The 16520-nt window shown below is 52.7% G+C and carries 18 protein-coding genes; 13 read left to right on the top strand and 5 right to left on the bottom strand.

Translation table 11 applies throughout. From position 1 onward, the window contains the following. Window position 1 precedes the first annotated feature (1 nt). From cydB to P8S54_RS01365, 3 genes are all read right to left on the bottom strand, one after another. Window positions 2–1003, bottom strand: a complete 1002-nt coding sequence (cydB, locus tag P8S54_RS01375; protein WP_009096121.1) for a cytochrome d ubiquinol oxidase subunit II — start codon at window positions 1001–1003, stop codon at window positions 2–4. 2 nt (window positions 1004–1005) lie between these two features. Next, a complete protein-coding gene (locus P8S54_RS01370) occupies window positions 1006–2421 on the bottom strand; it encodes a cytochrome ubiquinol oxidase subunit I (protein WP_281442918.1) in 1416 nt (471 codons plus the stop codon). A 195-nt stretch (window positions 2422–2616) separates the two neighbouring features. Beyond that, window positions 2617–3591, bottom strand: a complete 975-nt coding sequence (locus tag P8S54_RS01365; protein ID WP_281442917.1) for a calcium/sodium antiporter — start codon at window positions 3589–3591, stop codon at window positions 2617–2619. Between the two features lie 152 nt (window positions 3592–3743). On the opposite strand from P8S54_RS01365, the gene P8S54_RS01360 reads away from it, so the two are divergent. The 9 genes from P8S54_RS01360 to P8S54_RS01320 all read left to right on the top strand — a co-directional run bounded on the left by P8S54_RS01360 (window position 3744) and on the right by P8S54_RS01320 (window position 12712). After that, window positions 3744–5105 (top strand): paraquat-inducible protein A, encoded by a 1362-nt coding sequence (locus P8S54_RS01360; protein WP_281442916.1) that lies wholly within the window; start codon window positions 3744–3746, stop codon window positions 5103–5105. Then, entirely contained in the window at window positions 5098–6783 is a 1686-nt protein-coding gene (gene pqiB / locus P8S54_RS01355) for an intermembrane transport protein PqiB (protein ID WP_281442915.1), read from the top strand. Before P8S54_RS01360 ends, pqiB begins: the two co-directional genes overlap by 8 nt. A gap of 12 nt (window positions 6784–6795) precedes the next feature. Further along, entirely contained in the window at window positions 6796–7386 is a 591-nt protein-coding gene (locus tag P8S54_RS01350; RefSeq protein ID WP_281442914.1) for an ABC-type transport auxiliary lipoprotein family protein, read from the top strand. Window positions 7387–7460: 74 nt separating this feature from the next. Then, window positions 7461–7928, top strand: a complete 468-nt coding sequence (locus P8S54_RS01345; RefSeq protein WP_281442913.1) for a hypothetical protein — start codon at window positions 7461–7463, stop codon at window positions 7926–7928. A gap of 263 nt (window positions 7929–8191) precedes the next feature. Continuing rightward, the gene (locus tag P8S54_RS01340) at window positions 8192–9445 is read left to right on the top strand and encodes a DEAD/DEAH box helicase (protein WP_281442912.1); all 1254 of its coding nucleotides are present in this window, start codon (window positions 8192–8194) and stop codon (window positions 9443–9445) included. A 77-nt stretch (window positions 9446–9522) separates the two neighbouring features. Beyond that, window positions 9523–10026: a hypothetical protein gene (locus P8S54_RS01335; protein WP_009096137.1), complete on the top strand. Its 504-nt coding sequence runs from the start codon at window positions 9523–9525 to the stop codon at window positions 10024–10026. A gap of 15 nt (window positions 10027–10041) precedes the next feature. After that, the gene (locus P8S54_RS01330) at window positions 10042–11241 is read left to right on the top strand and encodes an MFS transporter (protein WP_281442911.1); all 1200 of its coding nucleotides are present in this window, start codon (window positions 10042–10044) and stop codon (window positions 11239–11241) included. A gap of 74 nt (window positions 11242–11315) precedes the next feature. Next, the gene (locus P8S54_RS01325; RefSeq protein WP_281442910.1) at window positions 11316–12386 is read left to right on the top strand and encodes an asparaginase; all 1071 of its coding nucleotides are present in this window, start codon (window positions 11316–11318) and stop codon (window positions 12384–12386) included. A gap of 86 nt (window positions 12387–12472) precedes the next feature. Beyond that, window positions 12473–12712, top strand: coding sequence for a DUF2789 domain-containing protein (locus P8S54_RS01320; protein ID WP_009096141.1), 240 nt, complete (start codon window positions 12473–12475; stop codon window positions 12710–12712). A gap of 59 nt (window positions 12713–12771) precedes the next feature. Here P8S54_RS01320 and P8S54_RS01315 read toward each other — a convergent pair whose 3' ends face one another. Beyond that, on the bottom strand, window positions 12772–13437 hold the full coding sequence (locus P8S54_RS01315; RefSeq protein WP_009096143.1) for a VTT domain-containing protein: 666 nt from the start codon (window positions 13435–13437) through the stop codon (window positions 12772–12774). Continuing rightward, window positions 13430–13846: an SRPBCC family protein gene (locus tag P8S54_RS01310; RefSeq protein WP_281442909.1), complete on the bottom strand. Its 417-nt coding sequence runs from the start codon at window positions 13844–13846 to the stop codon at window positions 13430–13432. The genes P8S54_RS01315 and P8S54_RS01310 overlap by 8 nt, the downstream gene beginning before the upstream one ends. A gap of 196 nt (window positions 13847–14042) precedes the next feature. On the opposite strand from P8S54_RS01310, the gene queC reads away from it, so the two are divergent. From queC to P8S54_RS01290, 4 genes are read left to right on the top strand one after another with little or no spacing between them, the layout of a single operon-like run. Further along, complete coding sequence (queC, locus tag P8S54_RS01305; protein WP_281442908.1) at window positions 14043–14753, top strand: 7-cyano-7-deazaguanine synthase QueC; 711 nt, start codon at window positions 14043–14045, stop codon at window positions 14751–14753. Beyond that, window positions 14753–15397, top strand: a complete 645-nt coding sequence (gene queE, locus P8S54_RS01300; RefSeq protein WP_281442907.1) for a 7-carboxy-7-deazaguanine synthase — start codon at window positions 14753–14755, stop codon at window positions 15395–15397. Before queC ends, queE begins: the two co-directional genes overlap by 1 nt. Then, window positions 15397–16230 carry a 6-carboxytetrahydropterin synthase gene (locus P8S54_RS01295; RefSeq protein WP_281442906.1) on the top strand — a complete coding sequence of 278 codons (834 nt, stop codon included), beginning with the start codon at window positions 15397–15399 and terminating at the stop codon, window positions 16228–16230. The genes queE and P8S54_RS01295 overlap by 1 nt, the downstream gene beginning before the upstream one ends. Further along, window positions 16227–16508 (top strand): YkgJ family cysteine cluster protein, encoded by a 282-nt coding sequence (locus P8S54_RS01290; protein WP_082429662.1) that lies wholly within the window; start codon window positions 16227–16229, stop codon window positions 16506–16508. The genes P8S54_RS01295 and P8S54_RS01290 overlap by 4 nt, the downstream gene beginning before the upstream one ends. The last annotated feature ends 12 nt before the right edge of the window (window positions 16509–16520 follow it).

The raw sequence follows: 16520 nt of genomic DNA, 5'->3' as shown, positions 1-16520 counted from the left end.
ATTAGTGATACCCGTCACCCACTCGTACCTTGCCGCGGAACACCCAGTACGTCCAAGCGGTATAAGTAAGAATAATCGGGATAACGAACAGCACACCAATCAGCAGGAAAAGCTGGGATTCAGGGGCAGACGCAGCGTCCCAAAGCGTATAATTAGGAGGCACAATCACTGGCCATTTGCTAACGATAAGGCCCAAATAGGTAAATACATAGATGCCTATCGTCGCAACGAAAGGGATACCTTCCCTACGCCGCTTCACCGACCTATACACAGTGAACGCACATAGCAGCGCAAGCGCCGGAAATATCCAGATGATCTGAAGATGACCAAACCAACGCTCCCACACCACAGGATTCACGAACGGTGTCCAGAGACTAATAATAGCAAACACGCCCAGCACTATTGCTAACAGCAGTGGCGTAATTTTGTATGCCCAATCCTGAATGTGGCCTTCCGATTTAAGAATAAGCCATGTGGCGCCTAGCAGTGCATAGCCCGCCATTAAACCTAAGCCGGTTAAAACCGAAAACGGGGTAAGCCAATCAAAAGGGCCGCCAACAAAGGCGAAATTTTCTACTCGAAAGCCTTGGATATAGGCACCCACCACGGCCCCTTGCGCAAAGGCAGCAATAGAAGAACCCCAGCAAAATGCTCGGTTCCACCAGTGCCGGTTACGACGTGACTTAAAACGAAGTTCAAACGCCACACCCCGGAATATCAGCCCTGCCAACATAAGAAAGACGCCAATATACAGTGCTGGTAAAAACACTGAATAGACCAGCGGGAAAGCGCCAAGCAACCCTGCTCCGCCAAGCACTAGCCACGTCTCGTTACCATCCCATACCGGCGCTACAGAGTTCATCATGACGTCGCGGGCATCTTCATCCGGGGCGAAGGGATAAAGTATCCCAAGCCCCAAATCGAACCCATCCATCAGGACGTACATCATAATGCCAAAGCCGATGATGAACGCCCATATTAGCGTTAAATCAAACATTTCCATGTTTAGCTCCTAGCCGGATCAACGTCATCATCAAAGGGGGTATGGGCAGCAGACATTGGACGCATAGGACGATGGAAGTTATCGCCCACCGTCTCCCGCTCTTCCTCTGGCAGCATGCCATTACGCACAACGCGCGTTAGGTAATAAATACCGGCATAGAACACCACGCCATAGACGAGCACATAGCCAACCAGAGTAAACAGCGCCATCGGCCCTGTTAGCGACGGCGTGACCCCTTCGGCATGGGTCATCATCCCGTATACCAACCAAGGAGCACGGCCCGACTCAGTGACTATCCATCCGGCCAGCACTGCTACAAAAGGCATAGCAATCATGCCAGTCAGCGCTTTCAGGAAAACAGGGTTATGGTAGATACGCCCTTTGCGGCGCAGTATTAACCCTGTCAAAGCAACTGCGATCATCAACAGCCCAATGCCAACCATGACCCGGAAAGCCCAGAAAACAATCGCAACCGGTGGTTGTTCATCCGGCGCCGCCTCTGAAATTCCTGGCACTTCCCCGTCTGCTGAGTGGGTCAAAATAATGCTCGCTAAGCTAGGGATGCCAATAGCGAAACGATTGGTCTGTGCCTCTTGATCAGGAATTGCAAACAGCAGTAGTGGTACGTTAGTTGAGGTTTCCCAATTGCCTTCCATCGCCGCCACTTTTGTAGGTTGATATTCCAAGGTATTCAAGCCATGAAAATCACCGACAACCGCTTGAGCAGGCGCCAGGAACAACAGTAACCATAAGCACATTGAGAGCGCCCGGCGATTAGCTTCCGGATCGCGACCTCTCAGTAAGAACCAAGCGCTAACCCCTGCTACAACAAAGCCACCGGTAAGAAACGATGCCATCGCCATGTGAGCAAAACGGTATGGGAAGGAAGGGTTAAAGATGGCTTCCATCCATGAAACAACATGGAAGCGATTGTCAATCAGCTCGACCCCTGCCGGCGTATGCATCCAGCTGTTAGCTGAGAGAATCCAGAAGGAGGAAATGAACGTACCAACGGCCACCATGATAGCGGCAAACAAGTGCACGCCCTGTGGTACTTTTCCTCGGCCAAATAACAGTACCCCAAGAAACGCAGCTTCTAAGAAGAAGGCGGTAACCACTTCGTAGCTTAGTACAGGCCCTAAAAAATTAGACGCTGCCTGGGAAAAGTTGCTCCAATTCGTACCAAACTGGAAAGACATAACGATGCCCGACACCACCCCCATGCCAAACACCACAGCGAACACCTTTGTCCAAAACAGCGACAAACGATCCCACGCAGGGTTTTTGGTTTTAAAATAGAGGCCATGAAGTAGGGCAATATAAGATGCCAAACCTATGGTAAAAACAGGAAAAATAGCGTGAAACGATACAACGAATGCGAACTGTATTCGCGATAGCACCAGGGGGTCGAGTTCCATCACACTCTCCTAAGACCTGAACAAATATCCCATCACTGGGTCACACAAGCTTAGTTGAGCCTTAGTGGCACTGCATTTTAGTTATAAGCACTAAGCTTATTCTTTATCTAACGCTTATCTTACAGCTTCGACAATGGCTATACAGAGAAAGTTTGCCGTTAAGCTGTGTCGCATTGACGCAGAGTTAAAAGCACTTTAGGTGGTGACTACGATGCTCACCATATAGCCGGTATAAGCCAAAAAAAGCGCCAGCAAAATACCGCCTTCAACACGATTTATCCGGCGCGGTCGACCTCGCCAGGAAAATGCGAATAGAACCATTAGCAGCGTCATGCAGGTCATCACACTCCAATCACGCACCAGCACTTCGCGCCCCGCCTCAATGGGGTGAATCACTCCAGCCAAGCCAACCACAGCCAGGCTATTGAATAAATTGGAGCCCACCACGTTGCCCAGCACCATATCGTGCTCTTTACGGCGTAGCGCACTGATAGAAGACGCCAGCTCAGGCAAAGAAGTACCTATAGCAACCACGGTCAAACCAATAATCAGGTCGCTAACACCAAAACCAACCGCTATCTCAACCGCTCCCCAGACCAACAGACGCGAACTCACAATCAGCAACACTAACCCCACGAGCGTCCACATGAGTGCTTTGCCCCGGGTCATGGGTTTACTGTCCAGCGACTGAGCAACTTCATCAACCAGCGGATCATCCGCTTGTCCGCGAGAGCGCACGATACTCACACCGATAAAGAGTACCAAGGCGACAAGCAGTACAACCGCCTCCCAGCGTGAAATCCATCCATCAAACAGCATAAAGCCGGTTAAAAGCATAACGGCGACTAATAACGGCATCTCTTTGCGAATAACATCTGAATGCACCGCCAAAGGTGCAATAAGCGCTACAAAACCTAACACGAGCCCGATATTGGCAATGTTTGACCCGTACGCATTACCTACTGCTAAACCAGGATTTCCCTGCATGGCGGCTAACACCGATACGGTCATCTCGGGTGCGGATGTTCCAAATCCGATCACAAGCATGCCAATAAGCAAGGGTGAAAGCCCCAGCCAGCGTGATGTAGCCGCAGCACCATCAATAAATTTTTCGGCGCTCCAAATAAGTAACGCCAATCCCACCAGCACCGCTATATAAGCGAGCAACATTTCAGTTCCTTAATGTCGTAATGTTAGGCACTATCGCGGGTGCATCCTTGTCCAACCCTTCACATCAGTCAAGAAGAGTTTATTCGCGGGTTTGACAGCCAAGCACGCCCGCCGTATTAGTGTTAACTACTTAATGCATTGAGAGCTCGCTGTTGCCCCACTACCCTCTAAAAAAACGCCACTTACCGGTTAATACACCGCTGGTTGATCGCCTACCGCCTGAGCTTCGCGTTCAGCGTAGGCGGCTGCGTGCCTGCCATGAGTGCGACTGGGTTTCAGCACTGCCCCCGCTTAAATCTGGGGAGAAAGCTTCCTGCCCACGCTGTTCTCACGTCCTGGTTAAGCGTAACCGCTTTCCAGCCCAACGCAGCATGGCGCTTGCACTCGCTTCGCTTATTGCCCTGCTGATTGCAGTATCATTTCCGTTTATCAGCTTTAACGTAGGTGGCGTGGGTAACCGCATTGAGCTCTCGCAGACAGCCACTACACTAATCGCCTTTCACCAGCCTATTGTCGCAATTGCGGTCATCATGACGATTATCGTGCTGCCAGCGGTTTATCTGGTGGGCGTCATTTGGTTGCAGTACGGCCTTTTACGCGGCAAACACATGTCATTTAGCCGTGACATCGCGCGCTCTTTAGCCCACCTAACCCCTTGGATGATGGCCGATGTCTTTATCATTGGCGCCCTGGTCAGTTTAATTAAAATTGCCGGCATGGCGCATATTGAGCTGGGTATCTCTTTTTGGTCGTTTTGTATTTTTGCCGTGTTATTGCTAAAGACGTCACAGTCTCTTGACGCCGACTGGATGTGGTTCTCGCTGGAGGGCGAACCCCTCGCGCCAGAAGGAACAAAAACTGGCACCACCGGCGCCAGCCAAGGGGTGACAGGGTGTCCAACCTGCGGCTTAGTGAATCGCCTTTCTCCTCAAGGCCAAAACCGCTGCATACGCTGCCATGAAAAGCTCCACCAGCGCTTACCTCACAGTTTACAGCGCACTTGGGCACTGCTCTTTGCCGCCACCATTATGTATATCCCGGCTAACGTCTACCCGATTATGACCACTACTAGCCTAGGGCACACAACACCTTCCACCATCATTGGCGGGGTAGTGCAACTGCTTCAAATGGGCTCATGGCCGGTAGCCGCAGTTATCTTTATTGCGAGTGTCATCGTACCCGTAGGTAAGCTCGTCGCCTTGGCGTGGCTCTGCCTTGTAATAAAGCGCAGCAACGAACTGAACGCCCAAAGCCGCACTAAACTTTACAGGCTCACCGAGTTTATCGGCCGCTGGTCAATGGTCGATGTGTTTGTTGTTGCTATCTTAGTTGCCCTCATACGGGCCGGCTCGTTAATGTCAATTACTCCTGGCCCAGCTGCATTGGCATTTGGAGCCGTGGTAGTGTTCACCATGCTTGCTGCCATAACCTTTGACCCACGCTTGATTTGGGACGCCCCACCCACATGCTCTACTCGCCGTGAAACGGCCACCAAGGAACCTGTTGATGGCTAATGATTCAACCCCGCAGCAAAGAACAACGCCTTCAGAAGAGAACGACTTGCACAGGGCGAAGTCATCGCCTCAGACCAGGCTTTCGCCTATCTGGATTGTGCCAATTGTCGCTGTCATTATTGGCATGTGGCTGGTATACGACAACTATACAAGCCGCGGCACGCTGGTAACGCTCAATATGGAAAATGCTGAAGGCATAGAGGCAGGCAGCACATTAATTCGTAGCCGCAACGTTGAAATAGGCCGGGTACAAAGCGTGCAGCTATCTGACGATCTTTCCCACGCGGTCCTGACTGCCCGCATTCAACCTGAAGCTGAAACTATGCTGCGCGAAGACAGCCGCTTTTGGGTCGTCAAACCACGTATTGGAAGGGAAGGCATCAGCGGCCTTGGTACCGTGCTTTCAGGTGCTTATATTCAGCTTGAGCCGGGTAGGTCTGAAGAGTCACGCCGTGAGTTTCAGGTCAGCGACGTTCCCCCGGTCGCGCCTGCAGGCCAAGCTGGGCTGCACATCAGTTTAGTGAGCCAACTGGGCAATTCACTGCGTGTAGGGGATCCCGTGTCCTTCCAAGGCTATACCGTTGGCCGCGTTGAAGACACACGTTTTGAGCCTGAAACTCGTACCATGCATCACCATGTCTTTATAGAAGACCCTTATGCACAGCTTGTCACGGACAGCACTCGGTTCTGGACGTCTAGCGGCGTTGATTTTCGTTTAGACGCCGATGGCGTCCGTGTCAACGTAGAGTCTCTGGAAGCGCTGCTTGGCGGCGGGGTTACCTTTGGCGTACCCGAGGATTTACCCATGGGCCGCCCGGTAGAAGCCAATGCCAGCTTTAGCCTTTATGCAGATGAAGATAGTGCCCGCGAGGGAACATTTAACCGCTATCTCGAATACGTGCTACTGGTTGAGGATACGGTACGTGGGCTCTCAAAAGGGGCGCCCGTGGAGTTTCGAGGTGTCCGCCTGGGCACCGTTGCCGCCGTCCCCTGGAACTTTACCGCTCCACAACCTGATTCACGGGCTCAGTTTTCCATACCAGTATTGATCCGCATTGAGCCGCAACGTTTAGGTATTGAAAATGAGGATATTGATTTAGAGATGTGGGAAGAGCGTTTTCAACGCATGTTTGGCATGGGCCTGCGCGCATCCCTGAAAAATGGCAACCTGCTCACTGGCGCCCTCTTTGTCGATCTGAACTTCCAGCGTGACTTAGCCGATCAATATTTGGCCGAATCTTTTTCAGAACGCACCGTTTTCCCCACGGTGGCAGGCGGGTTTGCACAAATCCAAGCACAAGTGACCAATTTATTGGATAAACTTAACGGATTAGAGGTAGAGCCGCTGTTGGCCGGCCTAGATCGCAATTTGCAGGCGTCAGAGAGCGTGCTCAACGAAGTTCGTGAAGTCAGTTCGGCAATGAACCAGCTTCTAAATGACCCAGACACCCAAGCACTTGGCGGCAACCTGAACGCTACACTCGATGAGCTACGCAGCACACTACAAGGTGTTTCGCCCTCTTCGCCTGCTTACCAGGAGTTAACCACCGCGATTCAACGCCTAGACCGCTTAATGCGTGACCTACAGCCACTTACCCGCACGTTGAACGAAAACCCCAGGGCGTTACTATTTGATAATCTGGATACCCAGGATCCAATTCCCCGTGCTCCACGCTAACAAGGAATGACTATGCGCTTTCTGACCCTTAAGGCTTTACTGTTGCTCGGCCTGAGCCTTCTGCTGTCGGCCTGTGCAAGCAGCGTTACACCACCAGCACGCTACATGCTACCTAGCAGCCCAGCGGTTAACGCCCCGGTTCAACCCCAAGCCACGCTTAAAGTAAGCGCTCCACGGTTAGCACATTATCTAGATGTTGATGGCATTGTTATGCAGTTAGATGATATTGCCCTCAACGAAGCGCGGGAGCATCAGTGGGCGGAAAGCATAGGCCGTCAGCTGGAGCGCTCACTGCGGGTGCACCTTGCCCATGAGCTACCCACTATCCAAGTAGTTCGGGAAGAGATCAATGCACCTAGCGGTCCAACACTGCAACTTGAAATTGATCAGTTCCAGGGAAGGTATGATGGGGTTGCTGTGGCCAGCGGCCAGTGGCAACTTCGAAGCACCAGCAATGAACTTTTGACGATGAAAAGTTTTACTGCTGAAACAGAACTCAATGAAGATGGCTACCCAGCATTGGTACGCTCACTAGGCGAGAGTTGGGCCAGCATTGCCGGCCAGATCGCACATCAACTACGCCAAGGCAACTTTTTTGAGTAGGCCAGCTTGGGCACCTCATGTCGACCTGCCTATTAACGGCTAGGCTACGTCAGAGACTCGGACAAGGACGCGATATGCATAGTGACAACACGTTAGACGTTGAGGCGCTACACAAGCAGCTTGCTAGCCTAACGCATTCTCTTGAAGCATGGCTTGAGGGCGATACATCACTCTCCCTATTAGAGACGGCCCTAAATAGCCATGAGGCTATCACCGACATACTGGCTACCCAAGGAGCCCCTGCACAGGCTATTGAGACACTGGGACGCATTGAACAGTTTGTTGCTGAACAAGCCCTTGAGCTATACAGCGCCCCCAGCTCTGCCCAACAGCAAGCACATATTCTTGAAAACTTTGCCCGCCCGTTAATGACCCTAGATGGCATTGGCCCTGCCACGGCGGCGCAGCTATTTGATGCTGGCATAGCGCACCCCAACCAACTCTTTGAGCTTAGCGCCGATGAAGTCGCCTCGCTGCCACTGCCTGCTGCCAGTCATGCGCGGGTTACCAGCCTTTATGCGCAGCACATTGACCACCAATAAGCACGTTGAAAGGCACCGCCAGCTAGCAATCGTGATACACTGTAGTGGTGTATCACGGTTATTTTTCAGCACTACCCCGTCACTTCCGAACAAGGCTTTGTCATACGTACTTGCCTTTTACGGCTAATAAATGTCCATCGCGGCTGCGCACTTTATCTGGCAAACTTCGCTGCCGCGACGGTGTATCATCCTCGCTTTTTGAACATTACGCTTAGCAAACTGCCGCCTGTCGGTATGACTTGCTAGGTGATTGCGGAGAACGCATGAGCTTTTCTGAACTTGGTCTGCACGACGATTTACTGCGCGCCGTTACCGCGCAAGGCTATACCCAGCCAACCCCTATTCAATTAAAGGCTATCCCCGTAGTACTGGAGGGGCGTGACCTACTCGCCAGTGCCCAAACCGGCACAGGTAAAACAGCTGGTTTTACGCTACCGATGCTTCAGCGGCTCGCTAACGGCAAGCGCCCCGCGAAACGCCAAGTAAGAGCTCTCGTCCTCACTCCTACCCGTGAGCTGGCCGCCCAAGTGGGTGAAAGTGTTTCCGCTTATGGCCAACACCTTGCGCTACGCTCCCACATTATTTTTGGTGGCGTTGGTCAGCAACCCCAGGTTGATGCCTTAAAAGCAGGCCTTGATGTCTTGGTTGCCACCCCAGGCCGGCTGCTTGACCTTCATCAGCAAGGCCATGTCGATTTATCCGCAGTGGAAATCCTTGTTCTCGATGAAGCGGATCGCATGCTCGACATGGGCTTTATTCATGACATTAAGCGGCTGCTGCGCTTGGTGCCAAAAAAGCGTCAAAACCTGCTATTTTCCGCGACGTTTTCAAATGAAATTCAAGCGCTCGCCCAGCAACTACTCGACAACCCTGCGTTGATTGAAGTTGCACCGCGCAACACCACAGCCGAACGAATTGAGCAGGCCATTTATCGCGTAGATCGCGATAAAAAGCGTGAACTACTCGCTCATTTGATCCAACAGCATGGCTGGTTTCAGGTGTTGGTGTTTACACGCACCAAACATGGCGCTAACCGCCTAGCAGAGCAGCTCTCAAAGCAAGATATCCCTGCGATGGCAATCCATGGCAATAAAAGTCAAGGCGCCAGAACTCGGGCTCTAGGCGCGTTCAAAAGCGGTGACCTACAGGTACTGGTGGCCACCGATATCGCCGCGCGCGGGCTGGATATCAATGAACTACCCCACGTAGTGAACTTCGACCTGCCTAATGTAGCGGAAGACTATGTGCACCGTATTGGCCGCACAGGTCGTGCAGGTAGCAATGGTGAAGCCGTCTCACTGGTATGTGTTGATGAGCATGGTTTACTCAGCGGCATCGAACGGTTAATCAAGCAGACACTTCCCAAGCGCATTGAGCCCGGTTTCGAACCTGACCCCAACGCCAAGCCCGAGCCGATTGAAAATGGGCGCCGGGGCCAGCGGCAACCCCGCGCCAAACGTAAGCCTGACGGGCAATCCGCGCCTTCAAACGGCGAACGCCGCCGCGCCCGCCGCTAGCCTGCCGGCAAGGAATATGCGAAGGTTAGCGCCCTGCATATTCCAGCATTACCACTGAATTGATTCATGGAGTGATCATGGCGTCGAAGCAACTAATTAATGAGTACCGTCAGTGGCTTGCCTTTCAGCATCAAGAGCAGTTGAGTCGCGAACATCAAGGTATTTCACAGCGCCTAGAAGATGCGCGTGCTTCTTCAGGACAAGTGCTTCAAGCATATCGCAGCATGGCCGAAAAGGCTTCGGTGGAAGGTGCCTGCTACCGTACGCTTTTTTTGCGCGAGCGCGACAGCAATGACGCGCTCCCCTGCGAAGGCTGGCTCTTCGTGCGGCGTGTACTGAGCGAAGGCAACAGTACGCGGGTGCGCGTGACCCTGCTTGAAACGTTTACCCTTGAAGAAGGCATTATCGCTCCTGGCGATAAACCTGCGCGCAAGCTAACCCTGGAAATCTATGATAAATTAGATATCAATAAAGGAATGCGCACCCAGGTACGGGTAGACTGCTTGGACACTCCTCAGGACTACCACTTTATTACCCTGCTCGATGCGGTGCGTGGAGATTTACGTCCACACCTTAAATAAGCGTAAGCGCCCGCCATGGTCTCTCGTCGTGCATTCACCTTCATCTTACTGATGTTCGTAGTAGGGCTTAATTTGCGCCCTGCTATGTCATCGGTTGCCCCACTGCTAAACCGCCTACAAGAGACCGCCGGGTTAACACCTGCGGCCGCAGGTATTCTCACCACCTTACCGGTACTTTTCCTGGGCTTGTCGGCCCCACTCGCACCAATGTTGGCCCACCGTTTTGGTAGTGAACGTGCGCTAAGCGGAGCGCTTTTACTATTAGCCAGTGGGCTAATAGTTAGGGGGCTACCGCTGCCCGGCAGCCTATTTATGGGTTCTGCTATGGCAGGCACGGCTATCGGGATTAGTGGTACATTGCTGCCCGCCTTGGTCAAACGAGAACTGCCTGAAAGTGCCGACTTACTTACCGGGCTTTACACCATGGCGCTCTGCCTTGGGGGTGCACTGGGCGCAGGGCTTAGCGTGCCACTAATGCAATGGCTGGGAAGTTGGCAGCTGAGTTTAATGAGCTGGTCCCTGTTAGCGCTTGTGGCATTACTTCTATGGATCGCGAAGGCGCCCAAAACCCAGCAATCTCAGTTACCCACTTCACCAAAAGCACCGCTTTTGCATTTGCTACGCAAACCGCTGACTTGGCATGTCATGCTGTTTATGGGCATCCAGTCCTCAATGGCGTATATCGTGTTCGGCTGGCTGCCCACACTGCTGGTATATCGCGGATATGATGAGGCTGCCGCGGGCTGGACAATGGCTATTTCAATCATGTGCCAGCTAGGCGCTGCGCTATCCGCCCCTTGGCTGGCGCGCTTAGGCAAAGACCAGCGCCCCGCCTTGCTGCTGGTTCTGTTCAGCACTGCATTAGGCCTTTGGATGCTGCTAATCGCGCCATTGGCCTGGAAGTGGCCAGGGGCAGCGCTACTTGGCATTGGTCAAGGCGGCAGCTTCAGCTTAGCACTTAGCCTTCTGGTATTGAGAACCGCTAACTCACGTTTAGCCGGGCAGCTCTCTGGCCTCGTCCAGGGTGGAGGTTACACGCTTGCATCCCTTGGGCCATTTGGCGTGGGCCTGATGCTCCAAGCAGGTGCCGGCACTGCAGACATCGCTTGGCTACTTATTTTATTGATTCTAATCTGCTGCGGGTTTGCGCTTCTCGCTGGTCGTAAACGTCGACTAGATGACCAGTCAGGCAAACTGCTAGTACATAACAACTAACTTACTAGTGACACTAACGCTACCGATGTAAAGCGGCCCGTTAACGCAGTCATCGACCATTTCAGGATAATGCTTTGAGCACGACGTCTCCTTTAACATCTTCAGCTCCCACTAAAGAGCGCCTGCTGGTCATTTATACCGGCGGCACCATAGGCATGTTGCAACAGGCGAATGGCCTTACCCCAGGCGGTAATTTTCGTGAACGCCTACATCAAGCATTAAGCCATCTTCCCCTGGCACAACGGCAAAACCTGCCCGCGTACGATGTTATTAGCTACTCGTCGCTAATCGATTCAAGTGCTGCCACACCGCTTAACTGGCAGCAGTTAGCAAGAGACATCGCCGACAACGTCAACGCCTATCGCGGCTTCGTGATTATTCATGGCACCGACACATTAAGCTGGACGGCCGCCAGCCTTGCTTATCAGTTACAAGGAATAGATCGTCCCGTGGTGTTAACTGGCGCCATGCAGCCGCTAGAAGCCCCGAATAGCGACGCCTTGGATAACCTGTACGGCGCATTCCGCTTTGCCGTCCAACCAGCACTGCAAGAAGTGGCTATCTATTTTGCAAACCGATTGTTACGAGGCGTTCGCTCCATCAAGCAGCACAGCAACGCTGTAGATGCATTCTCCTCCCCCAATTACCCACTTATTGGGGAGCGAGTAGGCGATGACTTTATACACTATCCTAGCCGGGGACTGGCCTGCCAACAGCGAGGCGCCCCACGCTTTGAGCTAGCCGACTATCTTCCAGTAGCCCAGGGTGAAGTGGCAAGAGTCGTCCTTTGGCCTGGTATTAGCGCGTGGCAATTGGAGAGCATACTTGGCGACTCACGCATCAAAGGCGCGCTATTACAGCTATGGGGGGCGGGCAACATTCCTAGCAATCCTGACTTACTCGCGCTCATTGCTAAGGCAAGTGGTGAAGGCAAACTCATTGCAGCAATTAGCCAATGCCCCCAAGGGAGCATTCATTTAGGTGCCTATGCGGCAGGCGACGGCCTTGCCGACGCTGGCGTGCTCTCAGGCGATGACATGACGCCCGAAGCTGCCTATACCAAGCTGGTTCACTTACTCGCCCAACCGCTCTCTTTTGAAGACCAGCGTCGCCGCTTTTTGACACCACTCGTCGGAGAACGCTAACGCGCTTTTTGCGAAAAGAGACTGGCATAGTCCCTCATTCACGCTATGTTTAAGTGTACGTTAACCAACGGAAAGGAAAGCAAAATATGGAACAACCCGTACACCATTTTAGCGAACTTTTTGAGCAGCTTGGATTACCCTCTGATTCAGAATCTATCGAGCGCTTTATACAACGCAACTCGCCGCTCCCCGAAGAGATGGCCCTAGCAGACGCTCCCTGCTGGAATGAAGGCCAAGCAGAGTTTCTACGCGAAGCCGTTGAAGCAGATGCTGACTGGGCAGAAGTGGTTGACCACCTTGACGCATCAATGCACAAAACCGGCTAACCACACGCAGCCATGCCCTGCGCTAAGTAGCCAGGGCGGTTAATACTCTTCAATAACGGCTAAAAATCACGCGCCGCTTCAACGCGGCGCCGATACCAGCCACCTACTAATAGCAGTAATGCCAGTGCCAAAAGTGGGAATATAACCTCAAACTGAAGGGCATTTTCCTCTTCTATCGCCTCAAGAGCGCCATAAATGGCACTACTATAGACCGCCCACTTTACCGACAAGCCCAGCGCCGCCGCGATTAAATAGCGGCCCAGCGAAATGCGTCGCAGGCCAGCGGCAAAATTAATCACCGAATGCGGAAAGCCCGGTAGGATACGTAACGCGCACTGGGTAAGAAGGTCACTACGCGCCTCTAATGTTTCCATGACCTTAAGCGTCAACCCTTTAGGGTTCCAGCGGTCGCCCGCATTTGCCGCTAGCTGGTAAGCGCCCCACGCACCTGCAACACTGCTTATGGTCAGCATAAACGTCGCAATCAGTGGTGAATAAAAAGGGGCAATCAACCACAAGCCAATACTGCCAGGTAAACCAATGGCAAGGGTTACCGCCATCGTTACCATTACACCAATGATCACCACCGGATGATGAGACATCGTGGCTGCCCAGCGCTTTACCGCCATTAAATCAGGGGAGTACCATAACCAAACATAAGCAAGCATTGCCACGACCGCGAAGCCCGCGGCCCAACGCCATGAGTAACGTGTGAAATTATTCATGTAACCGAGCTTCAACCCGTTCAAGTATTTGGCGGCTGACTTTACCTACTAAAGGTTTGGCAGCTTTGTTTACCGCTTTTTCCATTAAGCGATTACGAATATCATAGCGTAAGGTTAACTCAACCTCCGTTCCTTCTGGCACTGCACGCAGCTTATAGCGCCCCTGGTTTTTCACCCCTTCCAACGACTCCCACGCCAACACGTGAGGGGGCTGAATTTCTGTCACTGCTACATCGAAGGACCAGTCCATACCCACCGCCCGTACATGCCAACGGTAACGGTCATTGCCTAACGTATCGATCGAACGAATTAAATCAGAATAGTCCGCAAAATCTTCAACGCGGCGTAACAGCTCAAATACGCGCTCTGGGGACGCTTTAATAATTTCACTATGTTCTATGGTGGCCATGAGCTTGTCTCTTACGGCTGGGATTAACAGCTTAACATGCCAAACCATGCCGACATACACAACGAAGCGGCGTGACTACCTCTGGTCAGATAACCCCACATTGCGTACACTGCCGCCCTTCCGGACCGGACCCCGGATCATCGCTTAGCGTGACGCTAACGCGCCTAAAAAATTCTCCGAACAGTGAGTATTAATAATGTCGTTAAACACCACTCTAGACGCAAACGCGTCTGCCACCGTTGTGATTTATTCCGGTGGCATGGACTCCTACACAGTCCTTCATCGCGCGCTGAACGAAGGCCTCACCGTTCACGCGCTCTCGTTTGATTATGGACAGCGCCACGCACGAGAACTGACCACGGCACGAAACGTTTGCCAGCAGCTCGAAGTGCCTCATCAGGTGGTTGATATACGCGCCATTCACGGCCTGATTGATAACTCGGCATTAACCAGCGATGCCATTGCCATGCCCGAAGGCGACTACGCGGCGGATAACCTGCGCGCCACGGTGGTACCTAACCGCAATATGATCCTGCTTTCACTTGCGATTGCTAAAGCGGTCAACATTGGCGCCCAACGCGTCGATTATGGTGCCCATGGGGGAGACCATATTCTCTACCCTGACTGCCGTCCTGAGTTTGTTCAAGCCATGAACCACGTGTCTGGCATCGCTAATTTCGAACCCGTCACGATCCACGCCCCCTACCTGCAATCTACCAAAGCGGAGATTTTGCGTGATGGGCTCGCCATGGGCCTAGATTACCGCGATACCTGGACCTGCTACGAAGGGCGCGAACTCGCCTGCGGTAAGTGCGGCAGCTGCCGAGAACGTCTGGCCGCCTTTAGCGCTAACCATGCCACCGATCCACTCGCATATGAAAGTGGCGTTTTGCAGGGAGTGCGCTGATGTACCAAGTTAAAGAAGCATTTTACACGCTCCAAGGCGAAGGCGCACAAGCTGGCCGCGCCAGCGTATTCTGCCGTTTCAGCGGCTGTAATCTTTGGTCAGGTCGAGAGATTGACCGCGCTAGCGCCAAGTGTACGTTTTGCGATACCGATTTTATCGGCACTAACGGTATTAATGGCGGCCAGTTTGCTACAGCAAGCGCGCTGGCCAATCATATTCATGCGCTGTGGCCCCAGAGCTCTAGCCGAGCGACGCCCTATGTGGTTTTTACAGGAGGCGAGCCGCTGTTGCAGCTCAATGCCGAGCTGGTAGCCGCGCTGCACCGTTATGGGTTTGAAGTAGCCGTGGAAACCAACGGCTCCCTTTTGCCACCGCCCGGTATCGACTGGCTGTGCGTGAGTCCAAAGGGCACTAACCCTCTTGCAGTGACCCACGGGGACGAACTAAAGCTGGTTTATCCGCAACCTGACGCGCTACCAGAAAATTTTGCCTCGCTCGATTTCAGCCACTTTTTTTTACAGCCCATGGATCGCGGTAGTGAGCCACTAAATGCTCAAACGGTTAAATCAACGACCGCTTACTGCATGGCTAACCCCCAGTGGCGCCTCTCGCTTCAAACGCACAAAATCGCAGGATTTGATTAATGTCGCTATTTGTTAACCACCTGACCCATATTGATGTTTCCCTCTGGTGCCCAGAAAAAGGCCTAAAGGGGTGCAGTTGGCAAGTAGATGCCCTATTAGACGGAGAGCTGGGTGAAGACGGCATGCTGTTTGACTTCGGTGAAGTGAAGCCCTGGATTAAACGAACGCTCGACAGCGGCCTTGACCATACACTGCTAGTACCCCTCAAGGCGCCAGGCATTGAAGTCAGCGAGTGCCCTGAAGGCATTTGTATTCGAACCACTACCCCTTACGCCATGGAAGTACGCGGCCCCGCCGAAGCATTTACACTGCTGCCATGGGAAACAATTACTATTGGAGATGTTACAGATCTACTGAGCGACACTCTCACTATGCAGCGGCCTGACAACGTTCATTATGTAAAGCTAAGCTTAAGTGATGAGGCTATTGAAGGCGCAGCTTACGGCTACAGTCATGGACTGAAACGCCACACAGGCAACTGCCAACGCATTGCCCATGGGCACCGCTCAAGACTCTATATATGGCAAGAAGGTGAGCGGCAAACTACCCTTGAGCAACAATGGGCTGACTGGTTAGACAATCGTTATTTACTTGAAGACGCGGATATCGCTTACCAAGATGATGCTACTATGACCTGTCGCTATGAAGCCGCACAAGGAGAGTTTTTAATCACTATCCCTCAAGCTCGCTGCTGCGTATTACCTAAACCGACCACCGTAGAAAATATTGCTGCGTGGTTAGCTGAGAGAATAACCGAGCAAAGCGGAAAATCGTCCTCGGTTCAGGCATTTGAAGGGATTAATAAAGGCGCAATGGCTGACGTCTTAACATGAGCAGTGGAACAACTGCGCCACAGCCAACGGCTTGCCGTGTCGGCTGTGGCGCATGCTGTATAGCGCCATCCATCACCTCCCCCATACCAGGCATGCCCCATGGCAAACCGGCTGGGGTGAGGTGCGCTCAATTAAGCGATGACAACCTATGCAAGTTGTTTGGCCACCCTACTCGCCCTGCCGTGTGCAAGCAGTTCGAGTTTGATCGCCATGTGTGTGGCGACGACCGCGAACAGGCAATCGTCACACTCACATGGCTTGAAAAAACGACCGCCTAGAGAATGCATTTC

This window comes from Halomonas sp. M1, from assembly GCF_029581375.1.
In the GTDB taxonomy this organism is placed as follows: Bacteria; Pseudomonadota; Gammaproteobacteria; order Pseudomonadales; family Halomonadaceae; genus Vreelandella.
The sequence above is the reverse complement of the archived record's forward strand: the minus strand, read 5'-3'. Positions and strand labels throughout refer to the sequence as shown.